Source organism: Paenibacillus glycanilyticus (genome assembly GCF_051200795.1).
GTDB lineage: Bacteria > Bacillota > Bacilli > Paenibacillales > Paenibacillaceae > Pristimantibacillus > Pristimantibacillus glycanilyticus.
The window spans coordinates 1,783,650-1,800,402 of record NZ_CP195155.1; the positions used below are offsets into that span (position 1 = coordinate 1,783,650).

The 16,753-nt window shown below is 45.8% G+C and carries 16 protein-coding genes and 1 pseudogene; 14 read left to right on the forward strand and 3 right to left on the reverse strand.

The features are described from left to right. Positions 1-164 precede the first annotated feature (164 nt). The 3 genes from ACR9FF_RS08005 (at position 165) to ACR9FF_RS08015 (ending at position 1,633) form a co-directional block, all read left to right on the forward strand. Positions 165-665 (forward strand): HAD family hydrolase, encoded by a 501-nt coding sequence (locus tag ACR9FF_RS08005; protein WP_435170198.1) that lies wholly within the window; start codon positions 165-167, stop codon positions 663-665. Further along, positions 658-858: an HAD family hydrolase gene (locus ACR9FF_RS08010; RefSeq protein ID WP_435170200.1), complete on the forward strand. Its 201-nt coding sequence runs from the start codon at positions 658-660 to the stop codon at positions 856-858. The genes ACR9FF_RS08005 and ACR9FF_RS08010 overlap by 8 nt, the downstream gene beginning before the upstream one ends. A gap of 139 nt (positions 859-997) precedes the next feature. After that, entirely contained in the window at positions 998-1,633 is a 636-nt protein-coding gene (locus ACR9FF_RS08015) for an HAD family hydrolase (protein WP_435170202.1), read from the forward strand. Positions 1,634-1,740: 107 nt separating this feature from the next. Here ACR9FF_RS08015 and ACR9FF_RS08020 read toward each other — a convergent pair whose 3' ends face one another. Continuing rightward, a complete protein-coding gene (locus ACR9FF_RS08020; protein ID WP_435170204.1) occupies positions 1,741-2,040 on the reverse strand; it encodes a hypothetical protein in 300 nt (99 codons plus the stop codon). Positions 2,041-2,582: 542 nt separating this feature from the next. On the opposite strand from ACR9FF_RS08020, the gene ACR9FF_RS08025 reads away from it, so the two are divergent. From ACR9FF_RS08025 to ACR9FF_RS08045, 5 genes are all read left to right on the forward strand, one after another. Continuing rightward, a complete protein-coding gene (locus ACR9FF_RS08025; RefSeq protein WP_435166230.1) occupies positions 2,583-3,869 on the forward strand; it encodes an IS110 family transposase in 1,287 nt (428 codons plus the stop codon). 510 nt (positions 3,870-4,379) lie between these two features. Further along, a complete protein-coding gene (locus ACR9FF_RS08030; RefSeq protein ID WP_435170206.1) occupies positions 4,380-5,051 on the forward strand; it encodes a stalk domain-containing protein in 672 nt (223 codons plus the stop codon). A gap of 329 nt (positions 5,052-5,380) precedes the next feature. Continuing rightward, positions 5,381-6,199, forward strand: a complete 819-nt coding sequence (locus ACR9FF_RS08035) for an AraC family transcriptional regulator (RefSeq protein WP_127496749.1) — start codon at positions 5,381-5,383, stop codon at positions 6,197-6,199. Between the two features lie 104 nt (positions 6,200-6,303). Further along, positions 6,304-7,293, forward strand: a complete 990-nt coding sequence (locus ACR9FF_RS08040; RefSeq protein ID WP_435170208.1) for an aldo/keto reductase — start codon at positions 6,304-6,306, stop codon at positions 7,291-7,293. 112 nt (positions 7,294-7,405) lie between these two features. Beyond that, positions 7,406-7,681: a recombinase family protein gene (locus ACR9FF_RS08045; protein WP_317979045.1), complete on the forward strand. Its 276-nt coding sequence runs from the start codon at positions 7,406-7,408 to the stop codon at positions 7,679-7,681. A gap of 147 nt (positions 7,682-7,828) precedes the next feature. On the opposite strand, the gene ACR9FF_RS08050 is transcribed toward ACR9FF_RS08045, so the two are convergent. Further along, positions 7,829-9,160 carry an LLM class flavin-dependent oxidoreductase gene (locus tag ACR9FF_RS08050; protein ID WP_435170211.1) on the reverse strand — a complete coding sequence of 444 codons (1,332 nt, stop codon included), beginning with the start codon at positions 9,158-9,160 and terminating at the stop codon, positions 7,829-7,831. Between the two features lie 233 nt (positions 9,161-9,393). Between ACR9FF_RS08050 and ACR9FF_RS08055 the strand changes: the two genes are divergently transcribed. From ACR9FF_RS08055 to ACR9FF_RS08070, 4 genes are all read left to right on the forward strand, one after another. Beyond that, a complete protein-coding gene (locus ACR9FF_RS08055; protein WP_317979047.1) occupies positions 9,394-10,179 on the forward strand; it encodes a methionine ABC transporter ATP-binding protein in 786 nt (261 codons plus the stop codon). After that, a complete protein-coding gene (locus tag ACR9FF_RS08060) occupies positions 10,176-10,844 on the forward strand; it encodes a methionine ABC transporter permease (RefSeq protein ID WP_435170213.1) in 669 nt (222 codons plus the stop codon). Before ACR9FF_RS08055 ends, ACR9FF_RS08060 begins: the two co-directional genes overlap by 4 nt. Before the next feature lie 77 nt (positions 10,845-10,921). Then, positions 10,922-11,812, forward strand: coding sequence for a MetQ/NlpA family ABC transporter substrate-binding protein (locus ACR9FF_RS08065; protein ID WP_435170215.1), 891 nt, complete (start codon positions 10,922-10,924; stop codon positions 11,810-11,812). Between the two features lie 357 nt (positions 11,813-12,169). Continuing rightward, positions 12,170-12,715 carry an OsmC family protein gene (locus ACR9FF_RS08070; RefSeq protein ID WP_127496742.1) on the forward strand — a complete coding sequence of 182 codons (546 nt, stop codon included), beginning with the start codon at positions 12,170-12,172 and terminating at the stop codon, positions 12,713-12,715. Between the two features lie 229 nt (positions 12,716-12,944). On the opposite strand, the gene ACR9FF_RS08075 is transcribed toward ACR9FF_RS08070, so the two are convergent. After that, a complete protein-coding gene (locus ACR9FF_RS08075; RefSeq protein ID WP_435170217.1) occupies positions 12,945-13,814 on the reverse strand; it encodes an AraC family transcriptional regulator in 870 nt (289 codons plus the stop codon). A 101-nt stretch (positions 13,815-13,915) separates the two neighbouring features. Here ACR9FF_RS08075 and ACR9FF_RS08080 point away from each other — a divergent pair, with 101 nt between their 5' ends. Continuing rightward, positions 13,916-15,916 carry a beta-galactosidase gene (locus ACR9FF_RS08080; RefSeq protein WP_435170219.1) on the forward strand — a complete coding sequence of 667 codons (2,001 nt, stop codon included), beginning with the start codon at positions 13,916-13,918 and terminating at the stop codon, positions 15,914-15,916. A gap of 86 nt (positions 15,917-16,002) precedes the next feature. After that, a pseudogene (locus ACR9FF_RS08085) lies at positions 16,003-16,644 on the forward strand (NAD(P)-dependent malic enzyme); the annotation flags it as partial. Positions 16,645-16,753 lie beyond the last annotated feature (109 nt).

The following is a 16,753-nucleotide window of genomic DNA, read 5'->3' on the forward strand; positions in this document are numbered from 1 at the left end:
TTGATCAAGCTAACTGGGAACATTAGTTCAATCATAAAAGCTGCAGCAGATCGGAGGATCAGCTGCAGCTTTATTACGTTAACCGACAGGCTAAACAACAATAGTCTAGTATCTTTTCTGGTATTAGCTTATTATTAGTAAAATTAATTTGAGGAGAGATGCAGATGTCGGACATACAGGCAGTTGTATTAGACCTGGACGGAACACTGCTCGGCAGCGACAAATCCATATCGCCTAGAAATTACGAGGCTGTTAAACGGTGTTATGATTCTGGAATCCATATTATCGTTGCCGCGGCACGACCGCCTAGAGCGGCCAATCAATTGGAGATTAGCCATCAGATTAACCATTTCATCAAGTTACATGCAGCTCAATCGATAATTAATTACGAGGTCAATGACTCATGCTATACATGTACACCAATTTCTGACTCAGAACTTATTCATTTCGGTATTCGTTCAAGTGATCCTAAACCTTTGGTTGTTGATAAGGATTTTTTAAGTTCACTTTCCCCAACAAAAATATTGGTTCATGGTTACAGTGCATGGATAGATATTATCGAGCAATTCGGCGACCATGTGAATGTAATCGCAACCGACGGAGGTGTACTGGTTCAAATCATGCACAAATCAGCCTCAAAGGAATGCCGTGCAATGGGTGCTTAATGAAATTGGGGTGAGGGCAGAAAATGTAATGGTATTCGGGGATGACTTTAACGATTTAGGTTTATTCCATAACTGTGGATTTCCGATTGCTATGGAAAACGCAATAATGGAGTTAAAAAATTGTGCAAAACACATTACTGAATCAAATGATAATGATGGTGTTGCTGTTGCTCTCGAGAAATTGGTGCTGTGACAAGCTAATAATGACTCGACTAACGGAAAGTTTTAGTTGATGATTCAAAGAGAAAGATTTGAACAGAGAGTTGGCACGCTGGAGGATTATATAAATACTTGGTCACCAAGGTTGCCGCATGACAAAGGAGAACGAAACAATGAAAAAGTTCATACTCTTCGATCATGATGGTGTTCTGGTTGATACGGAATTCTGGTATTACAAAGCGGGAGCACGCGCTCTAGCTGATATAGGATTTACTTTGGATAAAGATCAATACCTTCGCGATATGACTCAGTCATTGGGCACTTGGTCCCAAGCTAGGGCGGCAGGTATCGATGAACAGATCATCAGTAAACAGCGTGAGGTTCGCAATGTCTATTATCAGGAATATCTAAGAACTGAAGCTATAGAGATTGAAGGTGTAGCTGAAACTCTGGCTGAGCTGTCAAAGTACGTTCGCATGGCGATCGTGACAACCTCAAAACGTGCGGATTTTCAACTTATTCATGAAAATCGTCAGATTACACAATTCATGGAATTCGTCCTTGTTCGCGAAGACTACGAGCGCACCAAGCCTCACCCGGAGCCTTACTTGACCGGACTAAAGCGTTTCGGAGCTACCAAAGAAGAGACTCTGGTTGTAGAGGATTCAAATAGAGGGTTGAACTCAGCCGTGGCAGCTGGTATCGACTGTGCTATTGTACATAACGACTTCACAAAAACACATGACTTCACAAAAGCCAGTTATCGAATCAGAACTCTGATTGAACTAAAGGATATCATCTTGAGTTGACAATAACACAAGGGGCTTAAGCTAAGGGAAACTTTAGTTCAAAGCACCAAGAAGAAGTAAGTGATGGTTGCTTTGCAACATTAGTTTTAAGAACTATACGAATCTCGTTACTCAATCACCGTGATCCGGCTCGGAATATTGGCCAGATTCGTGCTCACGATCTCTACTCTATAGTCAGCTCGGAGAGCATCCAGCACCTCAGGTACGTTTATTCTGAAGCGCTTTAGCTTACCGTCATCCCGAAGCACGTTAATAATGCTGCCTTCTTTGTTTATGATACGGCCTTGAATCGTTCGCCGCGCCTCCATCAGAAGATCGATTAGCATCACAGCGAGAAGTCCCAGAAATACTAGGCTCACGAGAAAATAGGTAAAGCCAATAAAAGTGGGGACCATTTGATGGTCCATTGTGAATAATCTCACGACTGACAACGATAGCTGCAGTACACAAATTATTATGAAGGTCACTATGGTTTTGTTCGGTTTCAACTGCATAGTTGCTGCTCTCTCCTTTCCTACTGTACGCTTTAGAATAAGCGTTCTATCATCACTGAGAGCCATGTATGATCAGTATGGAAAAATAACCAATCAACCCAACTTTAATTTGGTTTAATTTGGATACTAGTATACACGATTGAGGGGAAGCAGAGAACAACTTTATGCATTTATACCGCTGCCATCATAATGGCCACTGGGCCTTTATGTGCGCACCTGTATTAAGGTCGTTTCACTCGGTTAGTCCATTCAACTATCGGAGAACTTTAGTTCAAAAACAACAAGGCGGTAACGGATATGATATCCGTTGCCGCTTTTTATTAAAGTAAAGGGCAGCATTCCTATTATGGAGAAATACGAGGTTTGAGAAACAAAAAGACTCCTTGGTATGATGTATGAGGGTCCCAGATGCTCGCCAGCGACCGGATCCAAATACAAACCAAGGAGACTACAAGATGAATTCTACTCAAAATGAACGCATTAATCAAATTACTTCTTCTACCTTAATTGTCGGTGTAGACATTGCTAAATTCAAACACGTTGCTCGAGCACAAGACTACCGCGGAGTCGAGTTCGGGAAATCAATTGCGTTTGAGAACGACCGTGAAGGCTTCGAAATGTTCGTTAACTGGTTCAGAAAGCTTGCGACGGAGCAAGGGTTCCAGGATGTCATCGTTGGCATGGAACCAACCGGCCACTACTGGCTGAACCTGGCCCATTTTTTAAGAGAACAGCATGTTACGTGCGCTGTGGTTAATCCGCTCCATGTGAAGAAAAGCAAAGAATTGGATGACAATTCACCAACCAAGAATGACATAAAAGATGCTAAAGTCATCGCACAGCTCGTCAAAGACGGGAGATATGCTGTACCCAACCTTCCCCAGGGCATCTATGCCGAACTAAGGGAAGCGATGAAAATTCGCGATCATCTGTCGACTGACCTGCGCGTGGTGCAAGGCCGCGTTCATAACTGGTTGGATCGGTATTTTCCAGAGTTTCTCACGGTATTTAAGGACTGGGAATGCAAGTCAGCACGCCAAATGCTCAGTCTTTGTTTGTTGCCCCATGAGCTGGTTTCTGAGTCTGAAGAAGCGCTGCTGAGTCACCTCAGAAAGGTTGCCAAGCGAGGTCTGGGCATCGAGCGTATGAGAAGTCTGAAAGCAGCGGCAAGCCGTTCTGTTGGTATACGAGAAGGGACCGCACTAGCAAAACTAGAGCTTCAACTGTTGTTAACGCAGTACGAGTTGCTTGAGAGTAAGTTTGAAGAGCTTGAGGCAAGGCTGGATGAGCTCTTGGAGCAAATCCCCCATGTGAAGCAATTACTGGACATAAAAGGCATTGGCCGGGATAGTATAGCCGGTTTTCTCGCTGAAGTTGGTGACATTACGTATTACCGGCATCCGAAACAAATCATTAAGCTCGCCGGCTTGAATCTAAAAGAAAACACGTCCGGTAAACACAAGGGACAAACGAAGATTACGAAGCGAGGTCGTAAGCGACTACGAGCGTTGCTATTTCGCGTCATGATGCCACTGGTGGCTAAGAACCGAGCGTTTAAGGCATTGCATCAGTATTATACGAAACGACCAAATAATCCCTTGAAAAAGATGCAGTCGCTCATTGCGTTATGCAACAAGCTAATTCGAGTTCTCTTTGGTGTCCTGAAAAAGGGGCATTGGTTTAGTGAAGAAACGATGTTACAGGATATCCCCCAGTTTACAGCATTGTCGTTAGCAGCTTAGATTCTATGCTTTCTTAGTAGAACATTCATACGGAATACAGACAATTGAAGCACGGATGAGTCGGAACAGAACTATCATACGGACGAAGATCCTGTCGGGCAGCATATCCGACCTCCACCTCATGGACAGGTTGAATGAAGGAATGTGGGAGCGAAGACTCTGTGAGACATGGGAGGGTTGACCGCCATGAGCCTAAGTGGAGATCCAAAGGTGCAACCATATATCTCCAGAATGTCCACTTTTTTAAATGAGTGGTCTGAGTAGATATATTTTTGCACTTTCCCCGCCCCATATTTTACATATTCTACAACCTTGTTCCATCTAATGATTGTCTGGTATGAAAGAAAAACGTACAAAATCTAAGGAAACATGAGAATTTAAGAGAATAGTAATTCTCCATAGAGGGAGGTTAGATTGAAGCACTTCACGAATAACTTAAATGTCATTTATAATTTAGAAGTTTGAATAACTTTATCCGAAAGACATTTTGATATTGAGGGAGAAAATTCAATGAAACGAAAAAAAACATTAATTATTTTTGTCTTATTGCTGACCTTCACATCTACAGTCAATGCTTCTAGTTCCTTAAAACAAATCAAAGCGTATGTAAATACAGAATTAACTATTGGATTAAATGAAAAAGTATTTATTAGTAACCCAATAATTTATAATAATTCGACATATGTGCCAGTCAGAGATGTTGCAAAGGCATTTAATTCTGAAGTCATCAATGACAGTAAGAACAATTTAATATCAATTAAAACTAAACCAGAACGAGATGAAATTCCTTATAAGGATGCTCAAATAACTAATTATGTTGCTTTAGGGAAATCTCTAAAAGTAGCAAATAATGTTTCAATATTAATTGAGAATATGGAGCAAGTAACTTATCAAGGTAATGAAAATGTTGCTAAGCTTACCGTTAGAATTACAAATGATAATCAACAAGAATATTATTTTAAACCATATTTTTATTTCGAACTTGAAGATAGCAAGAAAGAATTTGATTTTAATAACCAATCTCCGATAGTTATTGGACCTGAATCTGTAAAGACTAGCCAATCAGTTGAATATCAGTTCATTTATCCAAAATTACCTCAGTCATCAATAGTTAGAATTTCATTAATGTTAACAAGAATAAATGATTTAACTTGGGTACCACTTGAACCAATAAAATTCTAAGATAAGTCGATTAGGCATTTCAAATGGGCAGATTTAGTAGTATGCATGATTTTGCAGTCCGTACAAAGGTAAATACTGAGTCTGTATGCCGGCGCTCCATCAAGCGTTCGAACAGGTTTGTCCGATCTTCAACCTGCGTCTTGGCTCCAATAAACAATAAATTCAGCCTGCTTCGTTCGAAGGAGGTTTTTTATTGTTTGCCGGCGCTCATCTTAGGGGCGGACCCGGCAGTTGCTCGAGCTTGGAAGAATCAGCGAATCTATTTATTGTATAATGTCCGATATATGACTCTCTGCTGGACATCTGCAGCAAGGGAAGGAGACAACTTTTTGAAGGCTTTTCATTATAATTCGTATCGTTCATCCCGAGATAACCCGGATTTTTATTTATCTTATTGGGGGAAAGAAGACTGTTCTCCTAACCATGCATTCGGTCCTGGCATACGTGACCATTATAAGGTACATTTTGTACACCGGGGAACCGGAACTGTGCAGGTTGGCGGTTCTACGTTTAAGTTGACTTCAGGCCAAGCTTTTCTGGCTTACCCCGGTAAAGTGATTTCCTATCAGGCTGATGCTGTCGATCCATGGAGTTATTCTTGGATCGGCTTTCGCGGTGAACAGGTGGGAGAGGTTCTGGAGCGAACCAAGCTGACATCAGAGGAGCCGGTGTTCCCTATGGATAAGCAGCTCATGCCCAATTTGTACGAACTGCTTTTGGAAGCGGCGAACCATCCCAGGAATCATGACTTGAGATTGACTTCGCTCCTGATTGAGTTTCTTACGGTGTTGATTGATTCGCAGCCTTCGTCGGCTGATGGCGGTGTTCAGCCTCGCAAGCAAGATACATACATCCATCGCAGCTTGGATTTCATCCATAGTCATTTCAGCGAGCCGATAACGGTTCAGCAGATGGCCGCCTCGCTTGGGTTGGATCGCAAGTACTTGTCATTCCTCTTTAAGGAGGCAATGGGACTGCCCCCGCAGCAATACTTGCTTAATTACCGGATGGATCGGGCGGGGGATCTGCTGCGTAAAGGTGAATATTCGATAGGCGAGGTTGCCCGTTCGGTAGGTTATCAGGATGCACTGCTGTTCTCCAAAATGTTTAAAAAGCTAAAAGGAGTCCCTCCAAAGCTGTATCGATAGTAGATAAATTCAGACATTATGCCATATTTACCTTCCATGCGGACATAGGCCGTCCCAATCAGGCGTACTATAATGAGCCTATACGTTAAGAGGAGGTTGTAAGAATGTTATATACGGCAAGACAAGAAAGATACGAATCGATGACATATAACCGCTGCGGAAAGAGCGGATTGAAGCTCTCTGCGATCTCGCTTGGACTATGGCACAATTTTGGCGGAATCGATAAGTATGAGAATGGCAGGGCGATGGTTAGAAGGGCATTTGATCTGGGCATTACGCATTTTGACCTGGCGAACAATTACGGGCCGCCGCCCGGATCCGCAGAAGAATCATTCGGCCGTATGTTGAAGGATGATTTGAGACCTTACCGGGACGAGTTGATCATCTCGACGAAAGCGGGATATTACATGTGGCCTGGACCTTATGGGGAATGGGGCTCCAAGAAAAGCCTCGTATCGAGTTTGGATCAGAGCTTGAAGCGGATGGGGGTTGATTATGTTGATATTTTCTATCATCACCGTCCTGATCCGGATACACCTCTAGAGGAAACGATGGCTGCGCTGGATATGATCGTCCGTCAAGGTAAGGCGCTGTATGTGGGGATCTCCAACTATCGACCGGAACAAACTCGAGAAGCGTCCCGCATCTTGAAGCAATTGGGCACTCCGTGCGTGATCCATCAGCCGAATTACTCCATGATGTCAAGGTGGATAGAGGATGGCCTGCAGGAAGTTCTCGAGGAGGAGGGAATCGGATCGATCGTATTCTCGCCGCTTGAGAAAGGAATTCTAACCGACCGGTATTTGAATGGTATTACTTCTGATTCTCGTGCAGCTGGACCAAGCGTATTCTTACGCCCCGAGGATATTAGCGAGACGCGTATTGCAAAAGTCAAAGAATTGAATAAATTAGCATTGGAAAGAGGCCAGAAACTGTCCCAGATGGCATTAGCCTGGGTTTTGCGCGGCGGCCGGGTCACTTCTGCGTTAATAGGCGCCAGCAAAGTAGAACAGATAGAAGATGCCGTTGGCGCACTCGCGAATGCATCGTTTTCTCAAGACGAGTTGGATCGGATCGAGTACATTTTAAAATAAGCGAAAGACTCTTAAGCAGCGATATTTAATAGGCTGCTTTTTTTATTGGGAATTTCTCGAATATTGCCGATAATAGTAACAAACATAGATTTAAAAAAGGAGTATTATCCATATGAAAGCTATGGCTATACTAAGAGATTCTAGCTTTGAAAGCGCCGAAGAACAAAGACTTAGCATTACTTCTTTTGCTCAATCCGAGAATATTAAGGTTGCCTATTGGCATCAGATTTTTGAGGATAATTACGCAGGTATTTATGATAAACTTCCCAAATTAGACGCAGTAATTGTAACTAAGGTATCACGAATTTCAAAAGAGGTAAAAATGCTTGATGAATTTAAGAAGACGCTAAATAAAAATGGTGTTAAATTCATATCGATGTTTAGTTAAATTAGAGGAGAATTCCATAAAGCTATAGGTGAATTTTTTATGCTTTTTTTTTCTTGCGAGAATCAGAAAAGCAAGACGGTAGCTAATCAACAGATCAGCTGCTGTCTTGCTTTAAGTACTGGGAGGAACAGCGCCAATTATTAGAGATCAAGTATAACGGTTAGCCGGAAACGGTAGGTCAAGATGCTCCCTCAAGGTAGCGCCGGTGTAATCCAACCGGAACAAGCCTCGCTCCTGCAAAATAGGCACGACTTGCTCGACGAAATCCTCTAATCCGTCAGGTAACGAAGGCGCCATCAGCATAAAGCCGTCAGCAGCGCGGTTTCGGAACCAATACTCTAAAGTGTCGGCAATCTTCTCCGGGGTACCAACCAGATGGTCGCTGCTGAACGATCCGGTGAGCAGGGAGTAAACCTCGCGAAGCGTCGGATTTATCCGGGAAATAATCGGCTGATGCTTCAAATAGTCGGTTTTGGTCATCGGGAGGCGATCCAGTCCGGCATCCTTGGCCCGGTCTTCTAGTGTAAAGCCGGTGAAATCGACGAAGCCTTGGAAATAATCGGATAGAAAACCGATACCGGTCTCTTCGGGAATGAGGGACTCTAGCCTGCCTCTCTTCTCTCTCGCTTCTGCCTCCGTAGAACCGATAATAGGAGAGATGCCTTGCAGAATATGAACTTGATCCGGGTTCCGTCCGGCGGCAGCCACTTTGCTCTTGAAGGTATCATAATACGACTTCGCATCATCTAAATCGTACTTGATGGAGAAGATGACTTCGCCAACCCGGGAAGAGAGCTCTTGCCCGGAATCGGAGACACCGGCTTGAACGAGTACGGGGCGTCCTTGGGGGGAACGGCCAATATTCAGAGGACCTTCTACCGAGAAGAACTCTCCCTTGTGCTGGAGCCGATGAAGCTTGTTGCGATCAAAGAAAACTCCGCCCTCCTTGTCGTGAATAAAAGCATTATCCTCCCAGCTATCCCACAGACCCAGCACCACGTCCAGGAACTCACTGGCCCTTCGATAGCGGAATCCATGCTCAAGATGATCCTCGGCACCGAAATTTCTCGCAGTGTTCCCTGATAAATCGCGGGTCGTGACGATATTCCAGCCAGCCCGGCCCTTGCTAATATGATCGACGGACATCAACAGGCGAGCGAGGTTGAACGGCTCGATGTAGGAGGTAGATGCTGTGGCGACAATGCCGATTTGCTCCGTGCTGGCCGCCAAAGCGGCGATAAGGGTAATCGGCTCGTAACGGTTAAGAATGTTGGGATGAGAGACTTCGTTGATCGCTAGGCTGTCTGCAAGAAATGCGATATCGAATTTCCCTTTTTCGGCAGTTCTTACAAGCTTCTTGTAGTAGTCGATGTCAATGCTGGCACCGGCGTGTGCTTGCGGTAGTCTCCATGAGGCGACATGCATTCCGGTGCCGACCAGATAAGCCGACAATTTCATTTGGCGTGTTGCACTACTCATGATATGCCCCCTAAACATAAGTATTTTCATGTGAATAGTATAATTAAAGGTTTCCTTTTTGGGAAGATATTGACACCTTGTGGAAAATGAATTAAATTAGTTAAAGCATATCGGAATAATAAGAATTTAATAGGGGATCATTAAGTTGACCAGATGTCTGGAAACTAAGTACTCGTCCTTCAAATGAAGGGGGAAGGGCTTAGTTTTTTTTATTTGTATGAGGAGGTGACGATTTGATTCTCGTGGAGCAACTGAGCAAAACCTATCTGACGAAAAAAGGAAGTGTCTCAGCGCTGGACCGCATCGATTTACAGATAGCCACTGGGGAAATCTTCGGGGTTATCGGAGTTAGCGGAGCCGGTAAATCCACGCTGATCCGGTGTATGAACCGACTGGAGGAACCGGATTCGGGGCGTATCTGGATCGGAGGCGACGATGTTACGCAATTGAAAGGTCGTAAACTACGCAAGGCACGGCAGAAGATCGGCATGATCTTTCAACATTTTAATCTGCTGGACGGTAAAACCGTGTATCAGAATGTTGCGTTTCCGCTCGTGGTCGCAGGTCATCCGAGAGAACGAATTCGGCAGCGTGTCCGGGAGATTCTTGACTTGGTTAAGCTGTCCGACAAGGAAGGGACATACCCTGCACAACTTAGCGGGGGGCAGAAGCAGAGGGTTGGCATAGCCCGCGCGCTCGCGAATGATCCGGATGTACTTCTAAGCGATGAAGCGACTTCGGCTCTCGATCCGGAGACGACCTATTCCATTCTGGAACTGCTAAAGGACATTAACCGCCAGTTGAAGCTGACGATCGTGCTCATTACTCACGAGTTGGAAGTCCTCCAGCATATATGCGATAGCATGGCCGTTATCGAGAATGGGAGAATCGTGGAGACCGGTCCGGTCGCCAAATTGTTCCTGAATCCGGAGAGCGATACCGCACGGAAATTCGTAGGCGTTTTGGAGCAGTATCGTAATAGAAGAGGCCTGATTGAAGGATTGGGGGAGGGAATTTGAAAAACGATTTATTCGAGCTCCTGTGGAAAGCTCTACGAGAGACTCTCTATATGGTGGCCTGGTCATCCTTCTTCGCTCTTCTATTAGGAATGGCCCTTGGTATTCTGCTTGTCGTAACAGATAAAGGACATGTCTTACAGTCCGTGCATGTCAACAAGGTGATAAGCTTCCTCATCAACGGCATCCGGTCGATTCCGTTTATTATCCTGATCGTGCTGTTGCTTCCCCTAGCGCGCCTAATCGTAGGAACGTCGCTTGGTCCAACCGCGGCAATCGTTGCGTTATCGATCGGTGCTGCTCCTTTCCTGGGACGAATTGTGGAAAACTCGTTGAAGGAAGTGGGCGCGGGGAAGATTGAAGCGGCGATCGCAGTCGGTGCTTCGCCCGTTACGATCATCTTCAGGGTTCTCATACCCGAAGCGCTGCCTGCGCTTGTGCGAGGCGTAACGATTGCCATCATCGGAATCACCGAATTAACGGCGGTTGCCGGAGCTATCGGAGCTGGCGGACTAGGAAGTCTAGCGATTCGCTTCGGCTACCAACGATTCCGGGAGGATATTATGTTCGCAACCGTTTTGGTTATCATACTCCTGATTCAAGCCATTCAGTGGACCGGCGATGGGATAGCGAAGTCCATTCACAACAGGCGTTATAAGCTCGAATAATCCTGGTTTGCCGGGGAAGAGCGACTTGAAGTTTCAATACTATTACAAATATAAAAATGGAAAGTAGGAGAGAGAAGATGTCTAAGAAAAGAATGGCGGTCCTTGTTGCCTTCCTGTTTGTTGTGAGTCTGATTGCCGCTGCTTGCGGTTCGAATAACAACGGGTCCTCCGGCAATAGTTCTCCGCAAGCCTCCGCTAATCAGAATCCGAGCGAAAGTCCGTCTTCGTCCGCCTCCGAGCCGGTTAAAGAAGTCACGTTAAAAGTGGGAGCGGCAGCCGTGCCTCATGCCGAAATTTTGGAGTTCATCAAGCCTAAGCTTAAAGAGGAAGGAGTTAATCTGGAGATCGAAGTACTCGACGATGAAGGGCAGTTGAATCCGGCCTTGCAGGAGAAGCAGATCGACGCCAATTACTTCCAACACGTTCCTTATCTGGATTCCGTCAAAGACGAGAAGGGCTACGACTTCGTCGTAACGACGAAAGTGCATGTGGAGCCGATCGGCTTCTACTCGAGCAAGCTCAAATCCAAGGACGAAATCAAAGAGGGAGCAACAATCGGCATTCCTAACAATCCGTCCAATGAATATCGTGCTCTCGTTCTCCTGCAGCAGCAGGGTCTGATCAAGCTCAAAGACGGACTGACGACTTACGAGGCAACACCGAAGGATATCATCGACAATCCGAAAAAACTCAAGTTCGTAGAAGCGGATTCCGCTACATTGCCAAGATCTCTTCCGGATCTGGACGGAGCGATTATTAATACAAACTTGGTTCTGGAGGCCAAGATCGATCCGCAGAGCGCATTGTTCAGGGAAGACGCAAATTCTCCGTACGCGAATGTCATCGTTGTAAGAAGCGGTGACGAGAACCGGGATGAGATTAAGAAGTTAAACGCCGCGTTAACAACACCGGAAGTGAAGAAGTTTATTGAGGACAAATACGGAGTAGCGGTTGTTCCTGCTTTCTAAGCAAGTAATAATAATATGGTAGGAATAAAGATGACTGTCGAGATTTTTCTCGACAGTCTGTAACGCAACCTGATAAGGGCTGCGTTTTTTTGTGTCTGTTTCAAGTAGGGTACGGCGTTTGAATCCAAGAAGGATAGGTGAGCTTCTTTGTGATCAATTATAGAAATGTAAAATGAGCGTATTGATCTTTTATATTAGACGTGGCTGTTTGAGTTGTTCTATATTATTTAAAACCAACTATTTTTAGGTGATTTATCTGTTTAAGTTTGCTTTCAGTACATGGGCCGGACTGAACCTTCATCAGTCTAAGCTTCTATTCAAAGTGGATCGTTATATAGGAAAGGGGATAGTAGAAGCATGGGAACCTTAAATGAATACTTGAAACAGAAAAGGGAAGCACTTCTAACGCGTAGAGTTCAAGCCGAGAAACAGCCGGATCAAGTTAATTCTATCAGTGCTAAGGTAAGAGCGTCAGGAAGAAGCGGTGTTCGGGAAATCCGAATTCGGGACTTCCAAGTCATAAGCGACAGTCCGCCGGATTTCGCGGGCTATAATCTTGGTCCCTCTTCTCCTGAGCTTCAGCTTGGGGTGCTCGGAAGCTGCTTGACGCACATTGCATTAATCCAAGCTGCTGAAAGACAAGTCTCTCTTCACTCGCTTGAAGTAGAAGTAACAGGGGAGATGCACCCGCTAGCCGGTCGTCCGGGCTACGAGCATATCCCGATTTACCCTCATAACATTCACTACAAATTGATAATAGGATCCGAAGAGTCAGAGGAAACATTGCAGGCGCTCCATCAAGCGATCGAACAGGTTTGCCCGATCTTCAACCTGCTTCGCAACCCTCAGCAAATTGAAGGGCAATTGGAAATCAGTCGTCTAAGCTCAGCAACAGTGTTGTAGAGTCCATTTCCAGGTAAAAATGGGGGATAACCATGTCTCAAAGGCAATTAAAGCTAGGGGCGAATCCCCCTTGGCTCCACCATAATAAAACAAAGAAAAACCTTTGTGTATCAAGGGTTTTTCTTTGTTTTTATCAAGCTGCTCAAATGGCTTTAGTTCAACAAAGTGGAAACGACCGGACATGAAGCAACAAAAAAGACCGAGGAGATCAATGCTCTACTCGGTCTTTTCAGTTTTGTTGGTTGTTTCCGGCACCTCGTAGTATTCGGAATTGTTCCGGGGTCATCCCCTCTGACTTTCGGAACCGCTGAATGAAGTATGTACTGTTTGCAAAACCGACAAGCTCAGCAATATTCTTTATGGTCATGCTCGTCGATACCAGTAGGTTTTTGGATTGGAGAATACGGCATTCCGTTAAATACTCAATCGGAGTCTTCCCAATTAAGCTGTGGAACTGCCTGCTGAAATGCGAAGGACTGCAGCTAGCTTGCGATGACATCTGCTCGAGCGTGAGCGGCTCGTGGCAGTGTGTGCGTATCCACTCCGCTGCCACAGTTAGCCTGTCCCGCATTCCAGGTTTAGGGTTGCCTTCAATAGTCTCAGCATGCTGGACGATTAAAGCGATCATTTCATAAGTAATGGCAGATAATCTAGCTGCTCCTTCCTGCATTGGAGGCATGCGGAAATCTAACAATTCTGACCACAACTGGTCAAGCCGTTCTACTCCTTCCCACGAGAAGAGCCAAGGCTCTCGATCCCCCCGTCCTTGCAGTAGTGTACCTAAACCGCGAGCCGTAAAATGAATCCACCTGATATCCCATGGCTCAAAGCTGTCAGCGTAGTATTGCTGTGGCACACCTGGACCGTATAGAAAACCTGTACCACTGTTCAGCTCCACGGTTTTCTCTCCGATCCGAACATATCCCTTGCCTGCCCGAACGATATGCCAGTTGTATGTGGTGAGTCCATTAGGTCGGTTCTCGTAGTGCTCTGTCTCGTTTGCGTAGTGGCCAAATGATTCTGGGTAACAGAGAAAGCGTTCGAATCGTGGGTCAGGAACAAAGTGATTTATGCGCAATAATCTCACCTCAAATAGCATAATAGTGATATGTATAACAAAAAAGTGTGATTTAATGCTCTTTATATAAATAATATAATAAGCCTATTGAATGAATTGCAAGCAAAATAATGATATTAGAAATGGAGAATTATCAGATGAGAATGGGTGTGGATTACTACCCGGAGCATTGGGATCGCTCCATGTGGGAGAAAGATGCGAAGCTCATGCAAGATACGGGCGTCAGCCTGATTCGTGTTGCTGAATTCGCTTGGTCTAGATTAGAGCCCACGGAAGGCTGTTATGACTTTACGTGGCTTGATGATGCAATCGATACATTTGCAAAACATGCTATCCAGGTTGTCATCGGAACCCCGACCTGTACACCTCCGAATTGGCTTGTCCATGAGTATCCAGATGTACTGCCGCGTGATGCACAGCTGCATCCGCACTATCCCGGAGTTCGGGGACACCGATGTTATAATAGCCTTTCAATGAGACACTACTCGACCTTAATCGTGGAAAAGCTTGCGCTTCACTATGCGGCTAACCCAGCTGTCGTAGGATGGCAGATTGATAATGAGTTCGGTCTGCATGAGTGCAACTGCGATCATTGCAATTCGCGGTTCCGGGATTGGTTGCAAAATAAGTATGGTTCTATCGAGGCTGTCAACTCAGAATGGGGGACTGTCGTTTGGAGCGGGGAATACAGCAATTGGTCACAAATCACTACCCCACTAGGAGGCACCAAGCATAAAAATCCATCGTATTTGCTGGATTACAAACGTTTTGAAACCGATTCGGTAGTCGAGTTCCAACAACTGCAATTGAACATCTTGAAGAAGCATTGTCCGAATCATTTCGTTACGCACAACATCTGGAGCTATCCGATGAGCCTGGATTACTACAAACTTTGTGAGAATCTGGACTTTGTCTCCCTTGATTATTATCCGAGCACGAGTCCGGAAAAGGATGTTTCAAGTGGATATAGTGGAGCATTGACCTTGGATTTGACGCGCGGAATCAAACGGCAGAATTTCTGGATCATGGAGACAATTAGCGGTCCCCCAGGCTGCTGGATGCCGATGTGGCGTACACCGCATCCTGGATTTATACGAGCCTTTGCTTGGCAATGCATTGCACGTGGAGCGGATACGCTTGTGCATTTCCGATGGCGGAGCGCTCCGTCGGGAGCAGAACAATTCTGGCACGGGCTGATTGACCATAGTAATGTACCCGGGAGGCGGTTTGAAGAGTACCGTGGACTCTGCCAAGAAGTACAGAAACTTGCTCCTCTCTTAGAAAGGACAAAAGTACAGAGCGAAGCGGTTATCCTTCATTCGCACGATCAATTTAACGCCTTTCAGATGCAGCCGCAAGTAGAAGGAATGGATTATTTCGATAATATAAAAACAATTCATCGCGCCTTCACTAAACTAGGCATTATGACAGATGTACTGAGCGAGAATGAAGACCTGAGCGGATATAAGCTCATTGTGGCTCCTTCGCTATTCTTGCTCGACCCAGATCTAGCGTCACGTTTGGAGGAATGCGTCAAGAATGGGGCGACGCTTGTATTGATGCCTCGAACAGGCGTGAAGAATCCAAATAACATATGTTGGATTCGACCTTTGCCCGGACCTCTTTCCGATGCTGCGGGGGTCACTGTAGCGGAGTACGATCCAATAGGCAGAGATGTTCATACTATTCGTTGGCAAAACAAGTCTTACTCCTGCAGTCAATGGTGCGACATCTTATCACCTCAAAGTGCGGAACCTGTAGCATGGTACGAAGATGATTTCTTCGCCGGCCAGACCGCTGCAACCGTTCACGCTTTGGGTGAAGGCAAAGTGTACTACTTGGGAACGATTCCTGAGGAAGCTTTTTATGTAGATTTCTTTAAAAAGGCTGCAGACGAATCAGGCCTGCACTTATTCCCTGGATTACCTGAAGGTGTTCAAATCTCATTGCGTGCAAATGAGTCAACACGATATTTGTTCCTAATGAACCTCACGCGTAAGCCACAGACCGTACAGCTTGATGGGATATATAGAAGTATCTTCAACGATTGTGATATGGACCAAACCTTAACAATGGAGCCATATGCGGTCGAAATCGTGGAGCTTCCACAGAAAAACGTATAGCTTTGTGTCAGCCATTCTATTTCTTTGTTCGGTAGACACGCTCCGGCCGGCCGACGACACCGTAGGACAGATCTGCATAGACCACAGATTGCAAGATCGTACTGTGCGGTATCGGCGCGGCAGGCATTGCATGCACGAAAATATTGCAGGCAGCGGGAGTAACGCGGATTGTAGGCGTTGACCGGGAAGGCGCGCTTGTACGAGGCAACAGCTATGCGCACGAAGCTTGGCGCTGGTATGCGGAGCATACGAATCCGGAGATGGAGAGCGGAGCGTTGTCCGATGTTATCGAAGGCGCGGATATTTTCATCGGTGTTTCGGGCCCGGGCGTACTAAAGCGCACGGATATTGAACGGATGGCTGCCGATCCGATCGTATTTGCGATGGCTAATCCGACTCCGGAGATTTTGCCGGAGGAAGCCGAGGGCCTTGTCCGGGTTATGGCAACCGGACGCTCGGATTATCCGAACCAGATTAACAACGTGCTGTGCTTCCCGGGTCTATTCCGGGGCGTGCTGGATTGCCGGGCTTCCCACGTTACGGAAGCGATGAAGCTGGCTGCGGCCCAGGCAATCGCAGACGTCGTGAGCGAAGAGGAATTAGGTGAGCATTACATCATCCCGGGCGTATTTAATCCGCATGTTGCAGAACGGGTGAAGGAAGCAGTCATTCAAGCGGCTTATGCCTCCGGCGTAGCGCGCAGGAGAGTGCGAAGCACAACCAGCTAACCTGCAGACGCCGGCAGGCATATCAGAGGATGGGGGATAACAAGTTTTAAGCCCTCGCATCACCAATTATGGTCGATGCGAGGGCTTTTCAATTACTTTTGGACTTTGC